The organism is Pseudomonas sp. C7.1 (assembly GCF_056312395.1).
In genome coordinates this window covers 1,041,371-1,066,151 of record NZ_JBWDTL010000003.1, presented here as the reverse complement: position 1 = coordinate 1,066,151, position 24,781 = coordinate 1,041,371, and the positions used below count along the sequence as shown (strand labels likewise).

23 protein-coding genes and 3 pseudogenes are annotated in these 24,781 nt (G+C 61.5%); 11 read left to right on the top strand and 15 right to left on the bottom strand.

Features of this window, described 5'->3' with window-relative positions; all coding sequences use genetic code 11:
- The first annotated feature begins 52 nt into the window (after positions 1 to 52).
- Positions 53 to 517 carry a CopD family protein gene (locus tag AC0T4W_RS08285; protein ID WP_476318427.1) on the top strand — a complete coding sequence of 155 codons (465 nt, stop codon included), beginning with the start codon at positions 53 to 55 and terminating at the stop codon, positions 515 to 517.
- 52 nt (positions 518 to 569) lie between these two features.
- Here the strand turns inward: AC0T4W_RS08285 and AC0T4W_RS08280 are convergent, their stop codons facing one another.
- The 3 genes and pseudogenes from AC0T4W_RS08280 to AC0T4W_RS08270 form a co-directional block, all read right to left on the bottom strand.
- A complete protein-coding gene (locus AC0T4W_RS08280; protein ID WP_476318425.1) occupies positions 570 to 1,331 on the bottom strand; it encodes a collagen-like protein in 762 nt (253 codons plus the stop codon).
- The gene (locus AC0T4W_RS08275; protein WP_476318423.1) at positions 1,324 to 1,638 is read right to left on the bottom strand and encodes a DUF1145 domain-containing protein; all 315 of its coding nucleotides are present in this window, start codon (positions 1,636 to 1,638) and stop codon (positions 1,324 to 1,326) included. The genes AC0T4W_RS08280 and AC0T4W_RS08275 overlap by 8 nt, the downstream gene beginning before the upstream one ends.
- Positions 1,639 to 1,925: 287 nt before the next feature.
- Positions 1,926 to 2,276: pseudogene (locus tag AC0T4W_RS08270) on the bottom strand (OmpA family protein); the annotation flags it as partial.
- A 443-nt stretch (positions 2,277 to 2,719) separates the two neighbouring features.
- Here AC0T4W_RS08270 and AC0T4W_RS08265 point away from each other — a divergent pair.
- A complete protein-coding gene (locus tag AC0T4W_RS08265) occupies positions 2,720 to 3,217 on the top strand; it encodes a DUF6231 family protein (protein ID WP_476318421.1) in 498 nt (165 codons plus the stop codon).
- Between the two features lie 257 nt (positions 3,218 to 3,474).
- On the opposite strand, the gene AC0T4W_RS08260 is transcribed toward AC0T4W_RS08265, so the two are convergent.
- Together AC0T4W_RS08260 and AC0T4W_RS08255 are read right to left on the bottom strand one after the other, a co-directional pair.
- A complete protein-coding gene (locus tag AC0T4W_RS08260) occupies positions 3,475 to 4,836 on the bottom strand; it encodes a DUF1329 domain-containing protein (protein WP_476318419.1) in 1,362 nt (453 codons plus the stop codon).
- 14 nt (positions 4,837 to 4,850) lie between these two features.
- Positions 4,851 to 6,650 carry a DUF1302 domain-containing protein gene (locus AC0T4W_RS08255; RefSeq protein WP_476318417.1) on the bottom strand — a complete coding sequence of 600 codons (1,800 nt, stop codon included), beginning with the start codon at positions 6,648 to 6,650 and terminating at the stop codon, positions 4,851 to 4,853.
- 285 nt (positions 6,651 to 6,935) lie between these two features.
- On the opposite strand from AC0T4W_RS08255, the gene AC0T4W_RS08250 reads away from it, so the two are divergent.
- On the top strand, positions 6,936 to 7,973 hold the full coding sequence (locus tag AC0T4W_RS08250) for an AraC family transcriptional regulator (RefSeq protein ID WP_476318415.1): 1,038 nt from the start codon (positions 6,936 to 6,938) through the stop codon (positions 7,971 to 7,973).
- Here AC0T4W_RS08250 and AC0T4W_RS08245 read toward each other — a convergent pair.
- From AC0T4W_RS08245 to AC0T4W_RS08230, 4 genes and pseudogenes are all read right to left on the bottom strand, one after another.
- Positions 7,961 to 9,175 carry a DSD1 family PLP-dependent enzyme gene (locus tag AC0T4W_RS08245; RefSeq protein WP_476323519.1) on the bottom strand — a complete coding sequence of 405 codons (1,215 nt, stop codon included), beginning with the start codon at positions 9,173 to 9,175 and terminating at the stop codon, positions 7,961 to 7,963. The genes AC0T4W_RS08250 and AC0T4W_RS08245 overlap by 13 nt on opposite strands.
- A 72-nt stretch (positions 9,176 to 9,247) precedes the next feature.
- Positions 9,248 to 10,648 carry a D-arabinono-1,4-lactone oxidase gene (locus AC0T4W_RS08240; RefSeq protein WP_476318413.1) on the bottom strand — a complete coding sequence of 467 codons (1,401 nt, stop codon included), beginning with the start codon at positions 10,646 to 10,648 and terminating at the stop codon, positions 9,248 to 9,250.
- A 1-nt stretch (position 10,649) separates the two neighbouring features.
- Positions 10,650 to 11,054, bottom strand: coding sequence for a c-type cytochrome (locus tag AC0T4W_RS08235; RefSeq protein WP_476318411.1), 405 nt, complete (start codon positions 11,052 to 11,054; stop codon positions 10,650 to 10,652).
- Positions 11,055 to 11,189: 135 nt separating this feature from the next.
- Positions 11,190 to 11,362, bottom strand: a pseudogene (locus tag AC0T4W_RS08230) (IS66 family transposase); the annotation flags it as partial.
- A gap of 190 nt (positions 11,363 to 11,552) precedes the next feature.
- Here AC0T4W_RS08230 and nirK point away from each other — a divergent pair.
- The 4 genes from nirK (at position 11,553) to AC0T4W_RS08210 (ending at position 14,833) form a co-directional block, all read left to right on the top strand.
- Positions 11,553 to 12,977: a copper-containing nitrite reductase gene (nirK, locus tag AC0T4W_RS08225; RefSeq protein WP_476318409.1), complete on the top strand. Its 1,425-nt coding sequence runs from the start codon at positions 11,553 to 11,555 to the stop codon at positions 12,975 to 12,977.
- A gap of 35 nt (positions 12,978 to 13,012) precedes the next feature.
- A complete protein-coding gene (locus tag AC0T4W_RS08220) occupies positions 13,013 to 13,789 on the top strand; it encodes a formylglycine-generating enzyme family protein (protein WP_476318407.1) in 777 nt (258 codons plus the stop codon).
- Positions 13,782 to 14,405 carry an SCO family protein gene (locus AC0T4W_RS08215; protein ID WP_476318405.1) on the top strand — a complete coding sequence of 208 codons (624 nt, stop codon included), beginning with the start codon at positions 13,782 to 13,784 and terminating at the stop codon, positions 14,403 to 14,405. Before AC0T4W_RS08220 ends, AC0T4W_RS08215 begins: the two co-directional genes overlap by 8 nt.
- 107 nt (positions 14,406 to 14,512) lie before the next feature.
- Entirely contained in the window at positions 14,513 to 14,833 is a 321-nt protein-coding gene (locus AC0T4W_RS08210) for a hypothetical protein (RefSeq protein ID WP_476318403.1), read from the top strand.
- A 64-nt stretch (positions 14,834 to 14,897) separates the two neighbouring features.
- Here AC0T4W_RS08210 and AC0T4W_RS08205 read toward each other — a convergent pair whose 3' ends face one another.
- From AC0T4W_RS08205 to AC0T4W_RS08190, 4 genes are all read right to left on the bottom strand, one after another.
- Positions 14,898 to 15,710, bottom strand: a complete 813-nt coding sequence (locus AC0T4W_RS08205) for an alpha/beta hydrolase (protein ID WP_476318401.1) — start codon at positions 15,708 to 15,710, stop codon at positions 14,898 to 14,900.
- Positions 15,711 to 15,840: 130 nt separating this feature from the next.
- On the bottom strand, positions 15,841 to 17,775 hold the full coding sequence (locus AC0T4W_RS08200; RefSeq protein ID WP_476318399.1) for a UvrD-helicase domain-containing protein: 1,935 nt from the start codon (positions 17,773 to 17,775) through the stop codon (positions 15,841 to 15,843).
- A gap of 115 nt (positions 17,776 to 17,890) precedes the next feature.
- Positions 17,891 to 18,493, bottom strand: coding sequence for a glutathione S-transferase family protein (locus tag AC0T4W_RS08195; protein WP_476318397.1), 603 nt, complete (start codon positions 18,491 to 18,493; stop codon positions 17,891 to 17,893).
- 112 nt (positions 18,494 to 18,605) lie between these two features.
- Positions 18,606 to 19,763, bottom strand: a complete 1,158-nt coding sequence (locus AC0T4W_RS08190) for an aminotransferase-like domain-containing protein (protein WP_476318395.1) — start codon at positions 19,761 to 19,763, stop codon at positions 18,606 to 18,608.
- Positions 19,764 to 19,873: 110 nt separating this feature from the next.
- Here AC0T4W_RS08190 and AC0T4W_RS08185 point away from each other — a divergent pair, with 110 nt between their 5' ends.
- The 3 genes from AC0T4W_RS08185 to AC0T4W_RS08175 all read left to right on the top strand — a co-directional run bounded on the left by AC0T4W_RS08185 (position 19,874) and on the right by AC0T4W_RS08175 (position 22,365).
- Entirely contained in the window at positions 19,874 to 20,305 is a 432-nt protein-coding gene (locus AC0T4W_RS08185; protein ID WP_476318393.1) for a MarR family winged helix-turn-helix transcriptional regulator, read from the top strand.
- Positions 20,306 to 20,557: 252 nt separating this feature from the next.
- On the top strand, positions 20,558 to 21,169 hold the full coding sequence (locus AC0T4W_RS08180) for a LysE family translocator (protein WP_476318391.1): 612 nt from the start codon (positions 20,558 to 20,560) through the stop codon (positions 21,167 to 21,169).
- Positions 21,169 to 22,365, top strand: coding sequence for a benzoate/H(+) symporter BenE family transporter (locus tag AC0T4W_RS08175; protein WP_476318389.1), 1,197 nt, complete (start codon positions 21,169 to 21,171; stop codon positions 22,363 to 22,365). The genes AC0T4W_RS08180 and AC0T4W_RS08175 overlap by 1 nt, the downstream gene beginning before the upstream one ends.
- A 170-nt stretch (positions 22,366 to 22,535) precedes the next feature.
- Here AC0T4W_RS08175 and AC0T4W_RS08170 read toward each other — a convergent pair whose 3' ends face one another.
- Both AC0T4W_RS08170 and AC0T4W_RS08165 read right to left on the bottom strand, forming a co-directional pair.
- Positions 22,536 to 23,612 carry a 3-deoxy-7-phosphoheptulonate synthase gene (locus AC0T4W_RS08170; RefSeq protein ID WP_476318387.1) on the bottom strand — a complete coding sequence of 359 codons (1,077 nt, stop codon included), beginning with the start codon at positions 23,610 to 23,612 and terminating at the stop codon, positions 22,536 to 22,538.
- 291 nt (positions 23,613 to 23,903) lie between these two features.
- Positions 23,904 to 24,323 (bottom strand): PilZ domain-containing protein, encoded by a 420-nt coding sequence (locus tag AC0T4W_RS08165; protein ID WP_476318385.1) that lies wholly within the window; start codon positions 24,321 to 24,323, stop codon positions 23,904 to 23,906.
- On the opposite strand from AC0T4W_RS08165, the pseudogene AC0T4W_RS08160 reads away from it, so the two are divergent.
- A pseudogene (locus tag AC0T4W_RS08160) lies at positions 24,322 to 24,781 on the top strand (YbbN family protein); the annotation flags it as partial. The gene AC0T4W_RS08165 and the pseudogene AC0T4W_RS08160 sit on opposite strands and share 2 nt — an antisense overlap.

The following is a 24,781-nucleotide window of genomic DNA, read 5'->3' as shown; positions in this document are numbered from 1 at the left end:
GGCCGACGCGCAGCAGATCGGAAATAGGTTCTTAACCAACAGGAGTGCCTGCATGACCCCTTACGCTTTCATCTACAGCCTGCACCTGCTCGCTGCCCTGGTCTGGGTGGGTGGCATGTTCTTCGCGTGGATGATCCTGCGCCCGGCAGCGGTCGCCGCCCTTGAAGCCCCGCCTCGCCTGAGGCTCTGGCTGGAAGTCTTCCCACGCTTTTTCTACTGGGTATGGGCTGCGGTAATTGTGCTGCCGGTGACCGGCGTGGGCATGCTGCACCTGCGCTTTAGCGGCTTCGATACCGCACCACGTTATGTGCACATCATGATGGGGCTGTATATCGTCATGCTGGCGTTGTTTCTGCGTATCCAGGCACTGCAATTACCCGAACTGCGCCGCGCTGTGGCGGCAGAGGATTGGCCGAATGGCGGCGCTGTGCTTGGGCGCATTCGTCGGCTGGTCGGCATCAACTTGCTGCTGGGGTTGCTGGTTGTAGCAATCGCCGGCATCCGCCCATCGTTCTAACTACGGTCAAGTAACCGCTGCCCGAGGGTAGCGGTTAGACACGCGTGGCCGGTTAGAACTGCACGACATTCAGAGCGCCTGCTGGGCCTGGCTCACCGGCCCGCCCTGCCTGCCCCGGCTTACCGTCGCGCGCACCATCAGTGCTGTACAGCCAGCAGCCCTTGCTCACACCGCCTTGTCCACCCGCCCCCGCCGCGCCCGGCTGACCTCCGCCGCCACCATCCAGGCGTACCTGCAACTGTTCAATCGGAAAACCCTGTGGGACTTCCAGGCGTACCTGCGCCCCAGCAGCACCCGGCTGGCCGTCACCACCATTCAAGCCATCATGGCCGCGACTGGCGTCACCCCAGGTGCAGCCACCTGGCTTGCCATCGGCACCAGCAAGGCCGACATAACCGGGAGCGCCGGTACCGCCACGGGCATCCAGCACCAGGTTTTCCAGGGTTACAGCCTGCAAGCGCAGACTCAAGTTCCGCCCCGGCAGCGCTGGCTTTTCAGCGCTGCCCTGGGCGCCACGCGCACTGATCTGCGCGCCACTGGCAATTTCGGCAGCGTCCACTTCAAAACGCAGCACCTGATCACTGGGGGCAATTGCCAGACGCGCGTCGCGGCCCAGGGTTAGCTGCGCTACACGAATTTCGGTCAGGCCGGAAGGAATCAACAAGGTGCCGTGATCGGCAATCTCCAGACGGTCCAGCAGCAATACGCTGGTATTGCTCGGCAGACGCATAACCGCATGGGAGTCGACTTCAATAACCGCCTGGGCCAATGCCAGTGGGCTAAACAACGCGGCGAGGGCGAGTAACTTACGCATTTTCGACCTCCATCTGCAGCGTTTGCTCAGGCTCAGCTACGGCGACTACAGCTTGCTCAGTTGGCAGCCCGAGCAGTTGAAAAATCCCGAATAGCAGGACTTGCGCACGTTCCTGAACAGGCTTGGGACAAGCCGCGATGCGCTTGTTAAAAAACCACAGTTCAAGCGCATGGATCAACAGAATAAAAGCCCCGGCGCCGTTCAACAGCAGCGCGAAAGGTTGTGCGAAGGGTTGCAGCAGATTTGCCAATACAACGCCCCAGAACAATGCGACCAGCACCTTACCCAACGTCAGAAATAACTTCATACCCGCCCCCGGCAGTTTTTATTTCGCTGCACCTTATCTGCTTTGGGAGTGTGCTGCTAGAAGACCAGTAAAAACCATGGAGGCCGAATTCCTTCACAGCTTTTACTGGATTGAAACTGCTCTCAGGCTGGCAGGCCGTTGCGTACTCGCTTGCCGGGTTCGCAACGGCCTGCCAGCGCATTACATCAGCTGCCGGTAACTCCGGCGTAAAACCTACCCTTCAAACTGAACAAGCCAGGCCCCGAAGGGCCTGGCTTTTTTACTTCAGAAAGCCTGGGATCAGGCGATCAAGGACGCGCTTCTACTTCTGCTTCTACGCGGCGGTTGACGGCACGGCCGTCAGCACTGGCGTTGTCCGCAACCGGACGAGATTCGCCATAGCCCACAGCGTTAACACGATCACTGCCTACGCCGTACTGGTTAACCAGTACATCACGTACCGCACTGGCACGACGCTCAGACAGGTTTTGGTTGTAAGCGTCGCTACCCACGGAGTCGGTATGACCTTCAACCACGGTGGTGGTTTGTGGGTATTGAGTCAGGAAGTCAGCCAGGTTTTTGATATCACCATAGCTTTCTGGTTTGACCTGGGCTTTGTCAAAGTCGAACTTGACGTCCAGCTCCACGCGTACTGCTTCGGAGGGTTCAGCCACCGCGACTTCTTCCACAACAACTTCTTCAACCATAACAACCTGCTCATCGCTGGCGCCATGCACCCAGCAATATGCAGCTGCCATACCTGCGCCAACTAATGCACCACCGCCAGCCCATGTAGAGCTTTCAATAGCGCCCAGAGCAGCACCGCCCACACCGCCAATCGCGGCACAGGTTGGCCAATCCGTTTTCTGCAGCCCGGCACAACCGGTCAAAAAGGTACTCGCGACAATCAGGGGTAATGCTTTCCTGGTGATGCTCATATATACGTCTCCTATTGGTAAATCGGCAAAAACCGATACTGACGAAGTAAAGACGCCAGTAACAAAATATGCCAGAGAATATGCAAACACATTACTAGCACGATCCGCACTAGGCTGCATTGCTGCTGCACGTTAGTCTTTGCACACTTGAGCGAGGAGCCGTTATGCCTGCAACCCCGTCCACCCGAACACCCCAGCAAGCCCTTGCAGCCCTGTTGGCGCGCTATATGCCAGAACGACTGCTGGTAGTCGGTAGTCGAAAATTACCTGCGATTGATGCATTTATCCAGGCCCATCCAAGCTGCCATTTGGTCCACGCGGATACCGCAGCGCTGCCCAACGAAGTGGCCGTACAACGTTTCGATCTAGCGCTGATCGTTGACTGCCTTGAGCACTTGCCCAAACGTACCGGGCTAGAGCTGCTCGGTGGTATTCGCAACCTGAATGCCAGCCGTATGGCCGTACTGGTGGACTTGCAGGCCTGCGACTGGCAAGAAACAGACTTCTTTGCCTTGGCCCTGCAAGCCAGCGAGTGCTTCCAACGTGACGAGCAGACACTCAGCCTGTTCACCTATGACCTGCTCGATTACAAACAAGTACCTGACTGGCTGAATGCCAAGTTCTGGGCCAATCCGCAAAACTTTGGCAAGTATTGGTGGTAAAGCCATGATCTATATTGAAACTCTGCTAGCAGTAGGCCGAAAAGCCTAGTAACAGCTGAGCACTCAGCTTCGTGCGCCGACCCCGCCCAAACAGCCGCTCAGGTGCTGATACTCATCCCAGGAAGCGAGCACCTGACCCACATCGCTGCACGGAGCGGCCACGTACCAAAAACACCCTAACTCGCTCTGTCATTTCTGTGCAGGTTAAGTCCGACAGGCTTCTAGGATAATTAGACTGTACGCGGGGGCCGCCCGCGCTACTGGGTGCCCTTGCGGCGCAAGCTGGCCGGAGTGAAGTAGTTCTCCGGCGGCGCCGTCAGGAGGAACTGGCGCGGCGTCTTCTCGTTGTTGCGCAGGCCGATGGTCGTGTAACTGCGGGCGATCAGGTCGTGGAACACGATATTCACCGGAGTGATCACGGGCACCTCGTAGGCGTTCTTGCTGAACGCCAGATTGACGTGCCACAGCTCGCCACGGGTGTCGTAGTTCTCCACCATCAAGGCGTACCAGCTGTCCTCGTCGAGGTAGAAACGACGCTTGCCGTGTATATGGCGCTGACCCGGGCGCAGGGTGGCCTCGACGACCCACACGCGGTGCATTTCCCAGCGGGTCAACTCGCTGTTCAGGTGCCCCGGCCTTATCAGCTCCTCCGGCTTGAGTCCCGGCTTTTCCATGGCGTAGTTGTGGTAGGGCACCAGCAGGCTCTGTTTGCCCACCAGCTTCCAGTCGTAGCGATCGGTGGCACCGTTGTACATGTCGGTGTCGTCGGCGTAGATGCCGTCGATCGGGGTGTCGTAGGCCAGGGTCGGGGCACGGCGCACGCGGCGCTGGCCGGGGTTGTAGATCCATGCCGAACGCGGTTCGGCGATCTGGTCGATAGTCTCGTGCACCAGCAGCGCACGGCCTACGTCACGGGAGGGCGGCAGCAGCTCGCTGGCGAAGAAGTACAGGATGTTGTCGAGGCTGCCGGCGTCCTTCTTCGGGTTGTAGTAATTGGACAGCAGCTGGATGCGCTCGCGCAGAAGCGAGTAGCTACCGCTGGGGGTGACCTGGGCGGTCACCGCCACCTCATCTTGGTAGCGCCCCTGCCAGCGGGCGATATGGTTCCAGATCGCCTCGCGACCGTCCGCCGGAATCGGGAAGGGGATGCCCGCATAGGCGTTGCTCAGGCCATTGCCGCCCTCGGCCAGGCTCGCCTGCTCGGCGTTGCGCCGGGTGTTGGCGATGATCTCGCTGGGCGCGATGAAGCTGCGATGGCTGGGGTAGACCGGCAGTTTGAACGTCTGCGGATAGGTCTTGAGCAACGCCTTGACCCCCTCGCTGAGGTTGGCCGCATCGGCCTGCATGTTCTGCGCGTCGATCACCCGCAGTGGCTGCTCGTCGGCATAGGGGTCGACATGGAAACTACCCGGCCCGCCATAACCGGCCGGCACTTGCAGGCCGGCGCCCCACTGTGGAATTCCCTTGGTCGCATCGCCCTGGCGTTCGCCGCCGAAGGGGGTGAGAGCGCTGTCAAGCTGCACCGCCTGTTCGGCACTCACCTTGGCCTGGAGGGCCTGCGGCAGCAGCAGACCGAGGGTGAGCAGGAAGATAGTGGCACGCAACGCTGTTCGGGTCATGGTGATTTCCGCCGTCAAAAGGAATAGGAGAGGTTAAGGGCGACGTGGTCGCGATCGATCAGCGCGTTGTCCTTGCGTGCGCCCCAGAACGAGGTGTAAGCCAGCTTGCCGGCCACCGTCTGGCCGTACTTGGCGCCCAGTTCGAGGGTGGCGGACTTGCGTCCCTGGACGAAGTTCTCGTTGAGCGAGGGCGAAGTACCGGACACGTCCTGGCGGAAAGTCAGCCCCGGCAGCAGGTCGAAATTGGGCTGCACATCCTGGATAAGGCCGAAGAAGTTCACCGTGTAGCCCCAGGCGAAGGCGTCCAGGTACTGGTAGTTGACCGTATCCAGCAGGCTGCCCGGTACATGGTTGAAGGCCACCTCGGCGAGCATCAGCAGGTCGTCCAGACCGAGGCTGGGGCCGAAGGAGTGAAGGGTCGAGACCGAGCCGGTGTAGAGCTCGTGGCGCTTGTACAGGTCGATGCTGCGACGCGGGTCGTTGGCCGAGCCATCGCCGAACTCGCCGAGGTCGATGCTGGCGCCACTGGCTCCGCCGCCGCCCAGGGCGCCCTCTGAGAGGGTCTCCAGCTCGTAGACCATCGAGGGTTCCAGCGGTGCGTTAGGCCGGTAGGTCAGCTCGCCGGCAACGCTGGTATCACCGAGCGTGCCGGATAGGCTGAGGCCGAACAGGCGGATGTCCTCGGGGTAGATAAAGTCGTAGGCGGTGCTGTCGAGCAGGGCCAGGCCGTCCACCAGCGGCACCGAGGCCGGGTCGAGCAACTGGGCCAGGTTGCACAGGTCGCTGAAACGGCCACCGCTACCGGCGCTGCAGGCCATGGACTGGCCCTTCTGGATGCGCAGGAAAGGCGTCTTGCTGTGGTAGTTGAGGTAGTAGAGGCTGAACTCGGTGTTGCTCCACTCTTGCACCATATAGCGCAGGGCCACACCGAACTGGCCATCGTCGCGCGCATCGCGCTCACGGCCGTAGCGGGCACCGGCGACGATGCCGTTTTCGCCGTTGAGCCCCGGCACCAGCTCGGCCAGCGGGCCCAGTTCGTTGCGCAGGTCGACCAGTACGCCGTTGCTGCCCTTGCCGAAGTAGTCCTGGTTGTTAAGGAAGGCGCCGGTGGGAATCAACTCGTGCCCCTTCCACTCCAGGCCATAGAAGCCTTCAACGTTGAGCGAGTCGGTCAAGCCGAGCTGGGCCGAGAGCATATTGGTCGGCAGCAGGGCGTCCTTGAGGCTGGCGTTGGGCAGCACCACCCGGCCAATATCCACCGGGTTGATCACGTTGAGGCCGTCGGCATAGTAGATGCCCTCGCCCCAGTTGATCACCTGACGGCCGAAACGCAGGCTGACCGGCAGCTCGCCAAGATAGCGGTTGGTGTAGAGGTAGGCGTCGAGCAAACGCGCGCGGCGGCCAGCGCGGTTCTTCAGGTCCGAGGGGTAGCGCTTGTCGCTGTCGCTGTTGTGGGTCGCGAAGCCATCGCCGCTGGGGCCCTGGTCCATGATCTGGGTGTCGTACCAGGCGGTGCCGCGCACAAACAGACCATCCTGTTCGGTACGCAGGTGCAGCTCCGAGGTCAGCTTGAACTCGTTGGAGACGAAGCCGGTGTCGTAATACTCGCTGCCATCGTTGTTGTTGCTGAAGAGGTTCTGCCCGCCGCGCTCGATGCGTTCAGGCGAACGGGTGCGGTACACCGAGGTGAACTCGGCGACGCTCTCCAACGAGGTGGTCAGATTTGGCCCGGTATCTATCTCGAAGGCCTGGGCCTGCATCCCCCAAAGCCCCAATCCAACTGCCAGCGCCATCTTGCTTTTATTATGCGACATGCTGCTGTCCCCATCAGAAAGCGATCGTGAAGCGAAACTAGCCGACTTATGAACCCCCCCATGGGGCCGAAGTGGACAAAAAGCGACGCCAAAAGGGCCCCTCGACATCAAAGCGTCACACCGCGCCCGGCGCACGGGCTCTTAGCGCACGGGCCTATAGCGCTGCGCACCGGCGCCGTGCTAACTATGCACAGCGGCCTATGCACAGCGGTGCACGCAGAGGCGCCATAACAACAAGAACCGGGCGCTCGACGCCCGATAGCGAACTCCTGTCGGAGCCTGCCCATGAAACCCATCGCCGATCCGCGTTATTCGGAGGCCTCGGCCCCGCCGCAGATTTCCCGCTTCCTGCTGCAACACGTCGCCGCCCTCGGTCGCGATCCGGGCCTGCTCTGTCGCGGCCTGGGCTTCGAGCCAGACGACCTGAAGAAGTCCGACTATCGTCTGTCCTACCGGCAAAGCTTCCTGCTGGTGCGCCGCGCCCTGCACAGCCTGGGCGACAGCGGCCTGGGCCTGGCCGTCGGCAACCGGCAGACCGCCGTGTCCTGGGGCCTGGTCGGCATGGCCATGCTGGCCAGCCCGACCCTGGGCAAGGCGCTTGACCTGGCCATCCGCTACCAGCGTCACACCGGCGCCCTGCTCGACTGCGAGATGGCGCTGCATGGCGGACGCTGCCGGGTGCTGGCCAGCACCCGCTTCTTCGACCCGGAGGTGGCGGTGTTCTACCTGGAGGAGGCCTTCGCCAGCGCCCAGGCCATCGTCCGCCACCTGTCCGGACAGGACCTGACCATCGACCGCATCGAACTGGAGTACCCGCGCCCACCCCATGGCGAGCGCTACGAGGAGGTCTTCCAGTGCCCGGTGAAATTCGGCGCCGGGCATAACCTGATCCAGTTCGATGCCTGCTGGCTCCAGCTGCCACTGCCGACCCGCGACGAGTACGTCGCCGCCGAGATCGCCGAGCTGCTGGACAGCGCGCACTGGGAGGACTTGGGCAGCTCTGACCTGATCGAAACCATCCAGCGCGAGGTGCGCAAGAACCTATGCAATCCACCGCCGCTGACTGAACTGGCGCAGCAGCTCAACCTCGGCGAGCGCACCCTGCGCCGGCGCATCGACGAGGCCGGGTTGTCCTACCACGGCATCGTCGACTCCGTGCGCCGGGCCAAGGCCCTGGCCCTGCTCAGCCACCGTGACAGCCGGCTAATAGACGTCGCCGTCGAGACCGGCTTCAGCGACGTGCGCAACTTCCGCCGCGCCTTCAAGCGCTGGACCGGCGTAACACCGCGCACGGCGAAACAGCGCATCGCTCAGGAATCCTGATACACCGGCCAGCGCTCGACTAGCTTGCCGCCGCGCACGGCCAGCAGATCACCGAACTGCAGCAACACCGACTCGCTCTGGGTCGGCCGCAGGAAGACCTGATCGTCCACCGCCAAGCGCACCGCAGGCGAGCCGTTGACCAGCTCCTGGTTCGAGCTGCGCCCGTACAAGCCGCTCAGCCGTAGCCCGGCGGGCGAGACCAGGTCGGCCTGCCAATTGCCGCCGTAGAGGAAGAAAGTTTCGCGCTGGTTGACGTCCCACCAGGGGAACAGCCGGGACTTCTCATCCAGCGCCGGAACACGCAGCGCCCCCGTGCGCTTGAGTACCGGCGTGGCGATATAGACGGCCGGCACATGCTCGTCCAGCGACGGCAGGTCATAGTGGCTGGGCTTGAGCAGACCGGTGCCGATCGCCACCTCGCTGCTCAGCGACTCCCGCTCATGGGCGCGGTAGCTGGGGCTACCGGCAGTGTTCAGGGTCAGACCCTCGCGCCACAGGGCCGGGAAACGCTGGCGAGTGAAGTCCACATGGCCCTGGTACAGCGCCATCACCTTGCCCAGCAGCTCCTCCTGGGTGCCAAGCAGTTCCGGCAGGTTCATGCCGACGAAGGGGTCGTAGCCCATGAAGCCTGCAAACTCCAGGTGCTGCGGGTTGCCTGCGATCAGCTGCAACAACTGCTCCAGCGTCTGCGTATCGCCCACACCGCCACGGTGCAGCCCCACGTCCAGCTCGATGTTGATGCGCAGCCGCGTACCCAGCCCTTGCGCCAGCGCCAGGTACTGCTGCAGGCGTTCGGGGGTGTCGATCAGCCACTGCAACTGCCGGGACGGATCGAAGGGGCCGCTGTGCCGCGCGTAGAACAGCTGGGCCGAGCGCACCGGCAACGGCTTGCCAAGCAGGATGTCCGCCTCAGGAAACACGCGCGCATCCTGGTTGAGAAAGGGCTGGTGGAAAGACATCAGCCGCTGAGTGCCCAGGCGCTCACCGATATAGCGCAATAAACCGGGCGCCGGCAGGGACTTCTCCACCAGGCGCAGCTGCTTGCCGCTGCGCGCGAGAAACTGGCGGACCACCTCGATATTGTGGTCAAGCCGGTCGAGGTCGATCAGCAGCGTCGGACGCATCGGCCCATGGGCCTTCAGTTCCTGGTTCAGTGCCTGGAAATAGGCGTCGTGCGGCTGCCCCTGATCACGCGGGCGCAGCCAGGTGGCGGCCAGCAGTCCGCCGGCACCCAGGCCGGCCAGTACGAGCGTACGTCGCTTCATCCTATCTCCTTAACCCATGCCGAGGCCGAACAGGCCGGCTAGGTGCGCATTGACGAAACGAGCGTGGGGGTCCAGCGCCTGACGCACGTCAGTGAACGCCCTCCAGCGCGGATACAACGGCGCCAGCTGACGTGCGCCCAGGCTGTGCAGCTTGCCCCAGTGCGGCCGCCCCTGGTATCTCCAGAAGATCGGCTCGATGGCGGCGAAGAAATCCCGATGGTCCATCCCATGGTGCTGGTGAATGGAAATCGCACAACTGTCACGCCCCTCGAACATGCTCAGGGGGATATCGTCGGCCTTGACGTAGCGATACTCGATGGGCATCCAGGTACGCAGATTGCCGTCGTCGATGCGCTTGAGAATCTCGCGCAGGCAGGCCGGGCCGTGCTCGGCCGGCACCGAGTACTCCATCTCGTTGAAGCGCAGGTTGCGCACATTGGCGAAGATTTCGTAGGAAGCATCTACCCGGTCATCGAAGCTGGCCAGATGGCGCATGTTGTTCAACAGGCTGCGGCGCAGAGCGGGGGAGTCGCTCAGGTGCTTGTCCAGCCCCTCGATCAGCCCGATAAAGCCGTTGCCGCCCTCCTCGTCCGGCGGCACCGGTGGCGTGCTCGGGTCCTCGGTCTCGTTCAGCGCGACCGCCAGCGCGTAGTCGGAATGCGTCACCACGAGCATCTCCCAGTGCTGGTTGTCGCGCTTGAGGTTCTCGATGTCCTCCAGCAACTCCTCGGTCTTGGCGATCCACTGACGCTCGCGCAGCCTGAAGGTCGCACGGTTCTGCATGCGCACGCGCGTCACCACACCTAGCGCGCCGAGTGAGACGCGCGCAGCGGCGAACAGCTCGGGGTTGTGCTCGTGACTGCAATCGATCACCTCGCCGGTGGCGCTGACCAGTTGCAGGCCGCACACCTGGGCGGAATAGGAGCCGAAACCGATGCCCGTGCCATGGGTCGAGGTAGCAATCGCCCCGGCCAGCGTCTGGTAGTCGACGTCGGCCATATTGATCAGCGCCTGGCCGACCGCCTGCAGCGGCGCGCCCATCGTCGACATCGGTGTGCCGCCACCGAACTCCGCCTGCAGCGTCTGCGCGTCATGGGCCAGCAACCCGGAGAAGTGGCTAAGCGATAACAAGGTGTCGTCGGTGGGCACCAGCGCACTGAAGGAATGCCCCGAGCCAACCGGGCGGATTTTGCCCGAGGCCCGACGGATGATCTGCACCAACTCGTCCAGGCTCGATGGCGCCAACCGTTCCAGCGGCAAACAACTCTGCACACCCGACCAGTTGCGCCACGGTATGAGGCGCGGCGTTTGCGCCGCCGCAGCCCAGAGCGAGTGGGCCGGCAACGCCAGGCAGGCGCCCAGTAGGCTGGCACGCTGCAACAGCTGACGACGGGAGAAGGGCTGTCCCATATCAAAGGCCCTCCACTGGCTGCGGCATGGCTGCCATAAACTCGATCAGCGCCTGGAAATCCTGCTCCGTGCACTGCATGCACAGGCCCAGCGGCGGCATGCCCTGGAAGCCATTGATGCTGTGTTCCAGCAGCGTAGCCATGCCCTTCTCCAGACGCGGCGCCCAGGCCAGGGTATCGCCCGTCAACGGTGCGCCTGCAGCAGGGTTGGCATGGCACTGCCGGCAGCTGGCGTCATACACCTGCGCCAGCGCCGCATCCTCCGGCACGCGCTGCGCTGCGCCGGCTTGCGCCTGCGGCGAATCCTCCTCGCCACAGCCCACCAGCAGCACGCATAGCCCCAGTACAGCGGCCCGACCGCACCAGATACCGACCGCTCTCTGGCCCCCGTTTCGCCCTGCCCGCATAGTCCCCTCCGAGCCTTTGCTCATTCCGATAGCGCCACCCTAAAGCAGCGGCGCGTGGCGTATGAGGTCTCAAACGGCCAGCCAAGAACAGGCGAACGGCCAAAAACAGGTTCATCGCATTTTCCCGGGGGAAGCGGCCACTGGCCTCTGGCTGGCCGCGAGCGGCTCGAAGAACTTGCGCCGGGCATAGGCCATGCAGCCGACTTCGGTGACGTCCAGGGCGAACAGCGCTTTGTAGCCGCATAGTCGTCCACCACCAAGTGCCCCTTCCAGTCGCCCAGAAAGACGCGCGCATGCTCACCGCTGCGCCCGCTTTGATAGCCGAACACGCCAGGGAAGGATCGCGACCGCCCTACCCGCCTTCATGCTCGCCTCTCTGGAATCAGCATTTCAGACGATTTCCAGGATATTGATTATGGTCAATTAATAATTCGTTAGCCATGCAACTATTAGCCTTGGATTTATCAATATTTCTGCCGGTAAGGATGAGGACAGGACATGAGAGCGTTCAATTACAAACTTGCCACAATGGTCTGCGCAGCGATTTCCTGCACCTGGGCACTAACCTCGACAGTGGCAATCGCTGCGGCCGCAGCGGAACTGCCAGTGATCGTTCAGGAGCTGGTCGCCCCCCCGGCGCTGCCAGCCCCCATTACCCGCAAGAGCCCGGCGCGGGTGGTGGTCAATCTGACCGTGGAAGAGGTCGAGCGGGAAATAGCACCCGGTACGCGTTACATGTTCTGGACGTTTGGCGGCACCGTGCCAGGCAAGATGATTCGTGTACGTGAAGGCGATACCGTTGAACTGCACCTGCAGAATCTGGCCAGCAACAAGCTACCGCACAATATCGACCTGCATGCCGTCAGCGGCCCGGGTGGCGGTGCCGAGCAAACCCTGATCGCTCCGGGCAACGAAGCAGTCTTCACCTTCAAGGCATTGGCCTCCGGGCTGTATGTCTATCACTGCGCAACCGCGCCAGTGGGCATGCATGTGGCCAATGGCATGTACGGCATGATCCTGGTCGAACCCAAAGAGGGCATGTCCAAGGTTGACCGTGAGTACTACGTGATGCAGGGCGATTTCTATACCACGGGTGCCTACCGCGCCGAAGGCCTGCAGAACTTCGATATGCAGAAAGCGGTCGATGAAAAACCTACCTATGTGTTGCTCAATGGTGCCGATGGTGCCTTGACCGGTAAGAACTCGCTGACCGCCAACGTAGGCGAAAAAGTACGGATGTACTTCGGCGTCGGCGGCCCCAACCTGACGTCCAGTTTCCATGTGATAGGCGCGATTTTCGACCGCGTGCAAGGCGATGGCGGCAGTCATTATCAGGAGAATGTGCAGACCACCCTGGTACCACCCGGCGGCTCGACCATTGTCGAGTTCGTGCCGAAGGTGCCGGGCAACCTGACACTGGTCGACCACTCGTTGACCCGCGCCTTTAACAAGGGAGCGGTAGGCCTGCTGGCGGTCAGCGGGGCTGAACAACCGGATATTTTCGGCCAGGGTGTGAAGAAGCCTTTGCCTGCGGTAAAAGGCGCTGTGGCTGCGGCCAAGGTCGAGGCGCCACCGGTACCCAATGGCGATGTCGCCATGGCGCGGGGCAAGGCAGTTTACGAGCGGGTTTGCGCGGCCTGTCACTTGCCCGATGGCACAGGGGTGGCTGGGGTATTCCCGCCGGTGGCCAACTCCGACTTCTTCCAGGAGCGGCCATATGAGATGGCCTATATCGTCCTGCATGGTCGCAGCGGCAAGTTGGTGGTCAACGGCGAACACTACAACGGTGTGATGCCGCCGCAGGACCTGAATGATAACGACGTGGCTGCAGTGATCAATTACATCAACGTGGCAATGAACCAGGGCAAACCGGTGCTGACCCCGAAACAGGTCAGTGAGATGCGTCAGATCAAGAAGTTGTGAAGCCGAAATTGAGGTGCACCTGGAGGGTCCGTGCAGTGCTGCTTTGCTGCGCGGGCCTCGCCAGCAGTACCTGGGCCGCTGACTACCGGCTACTGCAAGGCGGTGAGTTCCGCAGCGTATTGCCGGCGGATGGTGAAAGCTCGCCGGCCAGCATCCAGCCATTCTGGCTGCGCAGCAGGCCGGTGAGCAATGCCGAGTACCTGGGGTTTCTCCAAGCGTATCCGCACTGGCGGCGTGGTGCAGTACCAGCGGTGCTGGCCGGTGCGGACTATCTGACGTTGTGGGCCGGGCCGCTGTCGTTTGCGCCGTTGCAAGGCCGCGCTCCGGTAACCCAGGTCAGCTGGCATGCTGCCCAGGCCTTCTGCGCCAGTGAGCAGGCACGTTTGCCCACCTGGTACGAATGGGAGTTTGCCGCTGCGGCCGACGAGCTGCGCGCCGATGCGCGGGAGGATTCGCTTTGGCTGGCGCGAATTCTCGCCTGGTATTCGCGCCCGGCCAGTCAGCCGCCCCAGGCCATAGGCCTGCAGCCGGCCAATTACTACGGCATCCATGATCTGCACGGGCTGACCTGGGAGTGGGTGGAAGACTTCAATGGTCTGTTTGTCAGCAGCGACAGCCGGACTCAGGGCGAGCAGAAGCAGTTGGCGTTCTGCGGTGGCGCTGCCCTGTCGCTAGGCGACAAGAACAACTACGCGGTATTGATCCGCCTTGCCCTGCTGGCCGCCATGGAAGCCAATCAGGGCGGCAACTATCTGGGTTTTCGCTGCGCGCGCGACCCAGCCCCACAGTTATTAGGAGTCCCAAATGAATAGAATCAAATATCTGAGTCGGGCGCTACACGCTGCCCTGTTGTCCGCTGTCCTGCTGGTAACTCCCGGAGTGTTGCCGGAGGCACAGGCAGCACCTGCCAATGCCGTGCTCGCCAGCGTACCCGACGACTCCCTCTACGGCTTGCCGATGCCACTCACCGATGCACAGGGCACGCATTTTGATTGGCGCGAGATGGCCGGCAAGCCCCTGCTGGTCACCATGTTCTATGGCGACTGTGCATCGGCCTGCCCGGTGCTGATGCAGAGCCTGCAGCGCACCATCGCCGAACTCAACCCTGAAGAGGGTGCGCTCAAGGTGTTGATGGTCAGTCTCAACCCGCAGAATGATACGCCGGCCTCGCTGGCGCACATGAGCCAAATGCACCAGCTCGACGAGCGCTTCTTCCGCCTGGCGGTGGCGGCCGATGAGAAGCAAACCCGAGCCTTGGCTGCAACGCTGAAGATCAAGTACCGGGCGCTGGACAATGGCGAAATCAGCCACAACACCAGGGTTACCTTGCTCAATGCACAGGGCCAGGTCATCGCCAGCAGCACATTGCTCAAACCCGTCGCGGACCAAGCCCTGCTCTCGCAGGTCCGTCAAGCTTTGCAGCCATAGGCGAGGTGCGAACACTGACGCTGCAGGCCTGCCCGCACGGAGCCTGTGCTTGCAGCCTCAGCGACGCCGTGTAAAATCCCGCGCCCGAAAATGCAGGAGACAACACGTTGGCCATTCACTATTGCGCATCCCAGGAGAATATTGCATGCGGGCGCACAGGCTCGAACCTGAGCCGTACCCAGGACGCTACTCAGGTTTCCTGCAAGCTCTGCCTGCGCACCCTTGAAAAGGGCGCAACTGAGCCTGTGCGCAAGACACCCACCCTGGCTGAGCTGAGAGCCGCGGCAAAAGCCGCCAAGGCGGCCCTGGCAACAGCTGAAATGGCGAAGCCGACCCTGAGCCCTCGCGCCGCATGGCAGCAACGCCTGGAGCAACTGCCGGGTAAAAACCGCACTCCGCGCGGCGTCGCTCGGCAGGCATTTATCTAGGCGCTGCTGGCCATCAACGGACGCTTGCGGGCGTCCGCTTTCGGTTCAAACGCACATTCGAGCTTCAGTCGTTTGACAGTCGCAGGCATATCTTCGGTACGGCATCGTAGAGGCATGAGTAATGGGAAAGTCCTTCCGCTCGCTCGATACCCGATGGCTGCGGAAAAGATTTGGCCAGATAGTCGGACATTCCTATTGGCGACCAGTTGTCGTCAGTGCCGTGCCACAGATGAACGCGCGCCTCGCAGTCAAAGATATCCTCCGACCAGGGGGCCAGAAACTGATCGATGTCCCTCACATACCCCCTGACGCCCCGAGCGAAGCACGCCTGCAGCACAGAGGTGATAAACATCTGGAACTCAGGCCGGCTGACGAGAATTTTGTCCTGCCCCACGGCACTGGCGAACAGCATACGAAACAGCACGCCAGGCGCTCGCGCTGCCAGTAATGCCTGCCACCGCGCAAGCAACTGGAACAGCATCGGGTGGTGTTTGGCGAGGGAAAAGACCGCCTTGCCGGCCATCCCATCCAGAAAGTCGCCCTGATCAAGGGCCGCTACCGCTGAAACCAAGTGCAGGCTTTTTACCTGCCTCGGCAAGTAGCGGCTGGTCTCCAGTGCCACGTGGCTGCCCATGGAAAAACCGATAAAGTCGACCGGAGTACCCTGGACCGCCTCATTTATTGCGCGCGCTATACGTTGGTAGTAAGCCGCACCAATAAAGGATTGATCGATAGAAAACCGATCAAAACAGAGCACGCGCAAACCCTGCTCCTGCGCGGGGCCATCGAACAGTGAAGCTTCAATGGGCGAACCGGGTACGCCGTGGAAATACACGACCGGCTTACCCGCAGAATGTCCGTATTCAGTGAAATTCATACCTATTTCCAGCCAGTAGAGGTTCCGTGTTCTATCACCAACCGGTCGACTATGCGCTGGGGCCAACTGTCGCACCAACCCAAGCCTGCTGCTCCATTACCTGTATTGGCTCCGTAGCCCCCCGGATCGCCTAGCGCCCCCGCCCCGCCAGGATGCGCGTCGCGCCCTGGGTTTTCTGGCAATACCAGAACACCCGGCTGACGCCACGGGTGACGGCCACGTAGGCCAGGCGCAGGCTTTCATCCTGCATGGCCTGGTCGTAGCTGTTGTTGAAGAAACCCGAGTAGGCATACAGCGCATTACGCAGCGGGTGCGGCTCGGGCGGCATGCAGTCGTCGAGGATAATCGCCACCTCGGCCTGCAAACCCTTGGCGCGGTGGATGGTGTAGGCCTTGACCGGCAGTTTCTTGTCCAGCTGCGCGGTGATGGCCTGCAGCGGTTCGTTGCGCCGGCTGAGCAGCAGTACCGCGTTGCGCTCGCGGCTGTTGCGTGCGGCGGCATAGGCGCATTGTTCGCTGATCTGCTTGAGCAGTTCCGGCAGGCGCGCCTTGCTATCGAAACGCTGAATCAGGCGCACGCCGTGATCGCCAGGCTGGGTGGCCTTGATCGCCTGGCTGGTTTTTGCCTGCTTATGCTGCACGCCGCCGAGCAGCGCTTCCGCGTCGCGGATGATCGGCTCGATTGAGCGGTAGTTGTTGGCCAGGGTCAGCACGGCGCTGTGCTTTGCCCGTCCCTTGCCCGGAAAATGTCGGTCGAAATCGATAAACAGCTCCGGCGAGCTGCCGCGCCAACCGTAGATTGACTGCCAGTCATCGCCAATCGCCATCAGGCTGACCGCTGCACCCTGCCCGGCTAGCGTGCGATGCACGGCCTGCAGCCACTGGACGATCTGCGGCGAGATGTCCTGAAATTCGTCGATCAACAGATGGCTGAACGGTGCCAGCAGCTGTGGCGCAACGCTCTGCTCGCCGGCATTCAACCGCGCCGTCAGTTGGGCAAAGGCGGCATTAAAGGTCAGCACGCCCTGCTCCTGCAGGCAGCGCTCGAAGTACGGCCAGAACAGCAGCAAAGCCTCAGCGAACTCACGCACATTTACCGGCCCGCTGAGGGCCTGGGGCTGTATGGCCGATACGTCGATACCGATACTTTCGGCAAACCCAGCCTGGGCGTAAAACGCCTCATACAGCGGCGCAGGGCTGAATTCGCCCGGCAGCTTGTAGACATCCAACGGTGCCTTGGGCAGGCGCTTGCTCTCGGCCGGCGGGATGGGCAACTGCAGCAAGCTGTGGACCTTTTGCCGAAACGCCGGCTGTTCGGCGTAGCACTGCTGATAGGCCTGTTTAAGCAGGCGCTGCTGAGCCGGGCGCAGCCGTCCGGCGCTTAGCGGGTTATCCAGTTCGCGGCTCGCCGCTTGTGGGTCATCCAGTTGCTCGAACCAGCGCGGGTTGCCCAGCAGGTTGTTGGCCACGCTGCCCATGGCCGAGTGAAAGGTACGCACGCACTGGCGCGCTTGGGCGGCATCGAAGGGGTAATCGAAAAATCCCAGCACCTTGCACAGCTGTTCACGCAGTTCGGCGCAGGAGGCATTGGTAAAGGAAATTACCGTCAGCTGCTCGGGCTTGATGCCCAGGTGACAGAGCATAAACACCACCCGCAGCACCAGGGTGGTGGACTTACCAGAACCGGCCCCGGCAAAGATGCGCGTCAACGGATGATTGCTGAGGATCATCGCCCACTGCTCATCCGATGGCGCGCTAAGCAAACCGACCGTGACCGCCCGCTCCACCTGCTCGCGCATGGCCTGACTGTGCGTAGCCTCAACCGCCAGTAGGGCCGGCCCGTAAATGCCCTGAGTGCGGGATTTACTGGCGGCGCGGCGTGGTTTGCCCGGCGCTTGCACGCTGCCCTGTTTGGCCTTGGCAGCTGGTTTTTTGGCCCGTGACGCGGGCGCTTTTAACTGCGCCGCTGCTTCACGCTCGGCGCGCAAATAGGCTGTGGTATGAGGGAAATAGCGCGCAAGTGCAGCGGACAACAGCCGCTTATAGCGCTGAACAGCAGATTGCATCCGCGACCCAGTCATGTAGATAGATCGTTGAATGATAAGTGCTTTTTACCTTGAGCTGGCAACTGGGCGGTGAGCGCGCGCACGCTTCTCACCACCCATCTCACCTGACGAGCTATCAGTCGAGCATCCCGACATAGCGTGGGTGGCTGGCGACGCGGTCCAGCCAGGTGCGAATGGCCGGGTACGGGGCTAGGTCGAAGCCACCTTCGTCCGCCACATGGGTGTAAGCGTACAGGGCGATATCGGCAATCGAGTAGTTGTCCCCGACCAGATACGGCGTACGCTGCAGCTGCTTCTCCATCACCTTGAGCGCCTTGTGCCCCCGCACATGGCACTCCTCATACTCGGCGCGGCGCGCTTCAGGCAGGCCCTGGTACAGCTGGATAAAGCGCGCCACCGCGACATAGGGCTCGTGGCTGTACTGCTCGAAGAATTGCCACTGCAGCACCTGGGTGCGCAGGCGCGGCTCACTCGGCAGAAACGCGCTGCCATCGGCGAGGAAGTTGAGGATGGCATTGGACTCCCACAGGCAGGTGCCGTCTTCCAGTTCCAGCACCGGGATCTTGCCGTTGGGGTTCTTGGCCAGGAAGGCTTCGCTCTGGGTTTCGCCCTTGAGGATGTCCATCGCTACCCACTCATAGGGCAGCCCCAGCAGATGCAGCATCAGCTTGACCTTGTAACAGTTGCCCGAGCGGTAATCGCCATAAACCTTGAACATGGTGCCTCCTATCTTTCCTGCCAATCTGCTCTGTGTAGGAACCAGCTTGCTGGCGATGCTTTTGCTAACAGCTGATCGCCAGCAAGCTGGCTCCTACAGTCTTATCAATTATCTAAAGCCCCTGGGCCTGGCGGATCACTTCGGCCAAACGCTTAAGGCCTTCGCTCAAACGCTCCGGCGCAACGTGGCTGAAGTTAAGCCGCAAATGGCCAGGGTTGGCGTCCGGATCGATAAAAAACGGCTCGCCGGGCATAAACGCCACGTTCTGCGCCAACGCTGGCGCCAGCAACGTGCGGGTGTCCAACGGCTGCTTCAACGTCAGCCAGAAGAACAGTCCGCCCTGAGGAATCTGCCAGTCGGCCAGGTCGCTGAAGTGCTCTTCCAGCACCGCCTGCATGGCGTCGCGGCGCACCCGGTAGAAATCACGCAACTCCGCCAGGTGCTCGCGGTAATGGCGTGTACCCAGCCATTGCAGCGCCTGCCACTGGCCAATGCGGTTGGTGTGCAGGTCAGCTGACTGCTTGAGGCGCAGCAAGTAGGGGTACAAATCCGGTGTGGCAATCAGGTAGCCGACGCGCAGCCCCGGCAACAGGGTTTTCGACACAGTGCCGGTGTAGATCCAGCTGGCCCTCTGCAGGCGGCTGACAATCGGCGTGGCGCTGCCCTCATCGAACACCAGCTCGCGGTAGGGTTCGTCCTCGATCAGGGTTACGCCGAACTCGTCGAGCAGCGCCGCCACGGAATCGCGCTTGGCTTCGCTGTAGCGCACCGCCGAGGGGTTCTGGAAAGTTGGGATCAGGTAGGCGAAGGCAGGTTTGTGGTTCTGCAGGCGCTCGCGCAACGCATCGAGCTGCGGGCCATCGTCTTCCTGCGGCACGGCGATGCAATCGGCGCCGAACAGCTGAAAGGCCTGCAACGCGGCCAGGTAGGTCGGCGCTTCGAGCAGCACTTCGGTGCCCGGATCGATAAACAGCTTGCTGGCCAAGTCCAGCGTTTGCTGCGAGCCGCTGACGATCAACACCTGACTGGCGTCGCAAGGTACACCCAGGGCACGCGCCTCTTCGGCGATGGCTTCACGCAGCGCCGGCTCGCCTTCGCTGGTGCCGTACTGGCCCATGCTGGCGGGCATATCGGCCCACTCGACCTTGGGCAGCATCGGTTCGGCGGGCAAGCCACCGGCAAACGACATCACTTCCGGGCGCTGCGCGGCAGCCAGGATTTCACGGATCAGGGAGCTTTTCAGGCGGGCAACACGTTCGGAGAAGGCCATGGATACACCGGTAGCGAAGGCAAATAAAAATAGGTCAAACTGTTTGACCGAAACTCTGTTTGCCTGAAACTACGACGGCCATCATATATACGTCAATAGGCTTGACCTTAATGCTTGATTTCAAGAGCACCGCTACTCAGCAAACCGCCATGGAAGCCTTCTTCTTTGGCTACCAGGCGTTTACCGCCAAAGCCGATGAAATGCTCGCGCGCCGGGGCTTGTCGCGGGTGCACCACCGCATTCTGTTCTTTATCGCCAAGTACCCCGGCCTGAGTATGAAAGAGCTGCTCGGCTACCTGGGTGTGAGCAAGCAGGCGCTGAACACTCCACTGCGTCAGCTGCTGGAAATGGATTTGGTGCAAAGCCTTACCGCCGAAGACGACAAACGCAAACGCCTGCTCGGCTTTACCGCCGAAGGGGCCAAGCTGGAACAGGCGCTGCGCCGCGAACAGGCCAAATTGCTGCAGCGGGCGTTCGGCGAAGTAAGTGATGACGCGGTGCAGGGCTGGCTCAAGGTCAACCAGGCACTGGCTGGGCGATGAAGCTCGCCGATTATTTATCTGTAGGAGCCAGCTTGCTGGCGATGCTTTTGCGGGAACGAATCGCCAGCAAGCTGGCTCCTACAGGTTCTTGGCATGGCAGGTATCCCGACTGTACTGCTACCGCAGAGAAACTGTACCGTTATTTTTAAAAAACACTTTAAAACTGTACTGCCCATTGCCCGCCCCGCTGTACCGCGACGCCCTGCCCATCTGCCCCTAGGCTGATCAGCACTGCCCCCTGAGTGCTGCGCCATGACTACCGAACTGCTGCTCGCCTTTATCGCCTTTGCCTTTGTCACCTCGGTAACGCCGGGACCGAACAACACTATGCTGCTCGCCTCTGGAGCAAACTTTGGTCTGCGCCGGACCTTGCCGCATATGCTGGGCATTAGCCTGGGACTGATGCTGCTGGTGTTATCGGTTGGTCTAGGGCTCGGCCAACTGTTCGAACAGGTGCCATTGCTCTATACCGTGCTGCGCTATGCCGGGGCCGCCTACCTGCTGTACCTGGCCTGGAAGATCGCCAATGCCGGCGCGCCTAGCAGCCAAGCCTCTGCCAGCGGCAAACCGTTCAGTTTTCTGCAGGCTGCGGCCTTCCAGTGGGTCAATCCAAAAGCTTGGATCATGGCGATCGGCGCTATCACCACCTATACGCCGCAGGACAATTTCGTCACCAATGTGCTGCTGATTTCAACGCTGTTTGCCTTGGTCAACTGCCCGACCATGAGTGTATGGACCGTCGTCGGTAGCCTGTTGCGCAACTGGCTGCAGGATACGCGGCGTTTGCGCGTGTTTAATATCGGTATGGCGCTGCTATTGGTGGCCTCGCTATATCCCATCCTCGCCGACAGCGGACTGTTCTGATGCACGAGCTGCCGCAAGCCCGCTTACGCCCCTTGGCTGACACCTCCACTTCGGCGGTCGTTGCCGGCTTTATCGCCATGCTCACCGGCTACACCAGCTCCTTGGTGTTGATGTTCCAGGCCGGCCAGGCCGCCGGCCTGACCAACGGGCAGATTTCCTCGTGGATCTGGGCGCTGTCGATTGGCATGGCGATTTGCTGCATCGGCCTGTCGCTACGCTACCGTGCACCGGTGATGATTGCCTGGTCCACCCCCGGCGCGGCGCTGCTGATCACCAGCCTGCCCGGCGCGCCCTACAGCGAGGCCATTGGCGCCTATATTTTCGCCTCGGCGCTGATTGTGCTGATCGGCCTGACCGGCACCTTCGACCGCCTGATGCGCCGCATCCCCGGCTCCATCGCAGCAGCATTACTGGCGGGTGTGCTGTTCAAGATCGGCCTGGAAATCTGCGTCGCCGCCGAGCAGCAACCCTTATTGGTGGTGGCGATGCTACTGGCCTACCTGTTTGGCAAACGCCTACTGCCGCGCTATGCCGTACTGGCGGCGCTGATTGTCGGTAGCGTGCTGGCTGCGCTCTTCGGCTTGCTGAACTTTGAGCACTTCGAAGTGCAACTGGCGGTGCCGGAATGGACCACACCGAGCTTCTCCCTGTCGGCGGCCATCAGCATCGGCATTCCTCTGTTTATTGTCGCCATGGCCTCGCAGAACCTTCCGGGCATGGCCGTACTGCGCGCCAACGGCTATGACGTGCCGGCCAGCCCGCTGCTAACTACGACGGGCCTGACGTCGATACTGCTGGCCTCCTTCGGCAGCCACGGCATCCATATGGCGGCCATCAGCGCGGCGATCTGCGCAGGCCCCGAGGCCCACGAGGACCCGAAGAAGCGCTACACGGCTGCGATTTGGTGCGGGGTGTTCTACGGCATCGCCGGCATCTTCGGCGCCACCCTGGCCGCGCTGTTCACCTCCTTGCCCAAGGCACTGATCCTCTCCATCGCTGCGCTGGCGCTGTTCGCCTCGATCATTGGCGGCCTGACCCAGGCCATGAGCGAGCCGAAGGAACGTGAAGCGGCGCTGATCACCTTCCTGGTTACCGCCTCGGGCATGAGCCTGTTCTCGGTGGGTTCGGCGTTCTGGGGGATAGTTGCCGGCCTCTTGACCCTGGCGATACTCAACTGGGGCAAGCGGGACGCGTAGGTTGGCGCTGAGCGCAGCGAAGCCCAACAGGCGATGTATGACTCGTTGGGTTTCGTCGCGTTGCTCCTCAACCCAACCTACCCAACTGAAGAACGATGACCATGGATGGCACCCCATAAAAACGGGCTTATGCATAACGCATAAGCCCGTTTTTGTTACAGCCGGTGCAATCAGCCGCGCTGACGCTTAGGCAGCACGTCCTTGAGCTTGGCGTGCATACCGCGCAGGGTTTTCTCGGTGCTTTCCCAATCGATACAGGCATCGGTGATGGATACGCCGTACTTGAGCTGGCTGAGATCCTTGGGAATCGACTGAGCACCCCAACCCAAATGGCTTTCCACCATCAGGCCGACGATTGACTGGTTACCTTCCAGAATCTGGTTGGCCACATTCTCCATAACCAGCGGTTGCAGGGCCGGGTCCTTGTTGGAGTTGGCGTGGCTGCAATCGACCATGATGTTCGGGCGGATGCCGGCCTTGGTCAGTTCCTGCTCGCACACGGCAACACTTACCGAGTCGTAGTTCGGCTTGCCGTTGCCACCGCGCAGCACCACGTGGCCGTAGGCATTGCCTTTGGTGGTGACGATAGACACACCACCTTCCTGGTTGATGCCGAGAAAACGGTGCGGGCTGGAGACTGACTGTAGGGCGTTGATCGCCACGGTCAGGCCGCCATCGGTGCCGTTCTTGAAGCCCACGGACGAGGACAGACCGGAAGCCATTTCGCGGTGGGTTTGCGATTCGGTGGTACGCGCGCCGATGGCCGACCAGCTGATCAGGTCCTGCAGGTATTGCGGGGAGATCGGATCGAGGGCTTCAGTCGCGGTAGGCAGGCCCATTTCTGCCAGGTCACGCAGCAACTGACGACCGATATGCAGACCATCCTGAATCTTGAACGAGTCGTCCATAAATGGATCGTTGATCAGGCCCTTCCAGCCGACGGTGGTACGCGGCTTCTCGAAATACACCCGCATAACCAGATACAAACTGTCCGAGACCTCGGCAGCCAGCGCCTTGAGGCGCTCGGCATATTCGTGGGCGGCCTTGATGTCGTGGATCGAGCACGGCCCCACCACCACGAACAGGCGATGGTCCTTGCCATCGAGGATATTGCGGATCACCTCACGGCCGCTGGCAACCGTATGCAGCGCAGTCTCGGTCAGCGGGATTTCACGCTTGAGCTGTGCCGGGGTTATCAGGGTGTCGTTGGAGGCAACGTTCAGGTCATCAATCGGTAAATCAGCCATCGTGCTATTCATCAGTCAGAGTCATCAGGTCACGGGTGCCGGCCGCCAGCGATCCCCGTGTGGCGGAGCACAGCAATATGAGCACAGCGGGGAGCCGAACCTTAGCGCGTATAGGCCTGGCTCGACAATGGGCTTGGCAGGTCGCCGAAAAACTACCTGCGTTGGCAATACTGCGTTAAAAACGGCCTCGGAATGCTCATTTACAACAGTAAACTCCGCTTCCTCGGCCGTTTTTGCCTTGTCTTGCCTGCCTCGCCTACGTTTTTTCAACGGCCTGCAGGCGGGGCAATCCTAATTCAGGCTGGCGCGGGAAAACTCGGCGGCGTGCTGGCTGATCCACTCCTGCGCCACCACCTCGACCGGCAGACTGCAGCCCATTTCCTGCTCGCGCTGGTGGCGATAATGTTCGATCTGGCAGACCTGCTCGACCATGCGCGCGCGAAACAGCGTGTCTTCATCAATAAAAGCAATACCCACCAGGTATTCGCCCTCCTGTTTGCGGCACCAGGCCACCAGGCCCGGATAACGCGCGTGCTCACCGAACAGCGGAATACGCAGTTCAATGGCCGTGCCACGGCGAAAAGCGCGGTTGGAGTTGCAAGCCACACCGCCGAGGCTGATATTGTTGAGCCGCTCTTTGGGTACAAATGCCTGTTTGCGCAGCACTAACTCAACCGGCATATCACTGGGATGACGCAGAAAGTGACGCATCTATGACTACCTCGGATGCCATCAATTTGATACCACATTGAGCAGTATAGTGACTGAACTGGAACTGACCGATTTAGATGCAGACCGCCATCTGCTCGACTTGCCCGGTACTTCACTGCTGATATTTACCAGCATAGGTTGTGCCAGTTGCCGTTGGGCGCGGCGTGAGTTGCCTAAATTACCCCTGCCGATACAGCGGCTGGCTTGGGTCGATGCGGCCAACAACGGCGGTTTAGTGACGCGTTATGAGGTATTCCATCTACCCGCGTTGTTCGTAATACGCGATGGCCAAAAAATTGCCGGGAGCAATTTTTAACGTCGCGCAGCGACGGCCCGTAGGGTGGCCGCCATGGATGGCTTGGCCATAATTTTATGGCGCATTGCAGAGTCGCCTGCAGCTCGTCGAACTCACCCAGGCGCTGGACACTGCCCTGTCGCGCCCCGCAGAGGAATTACCT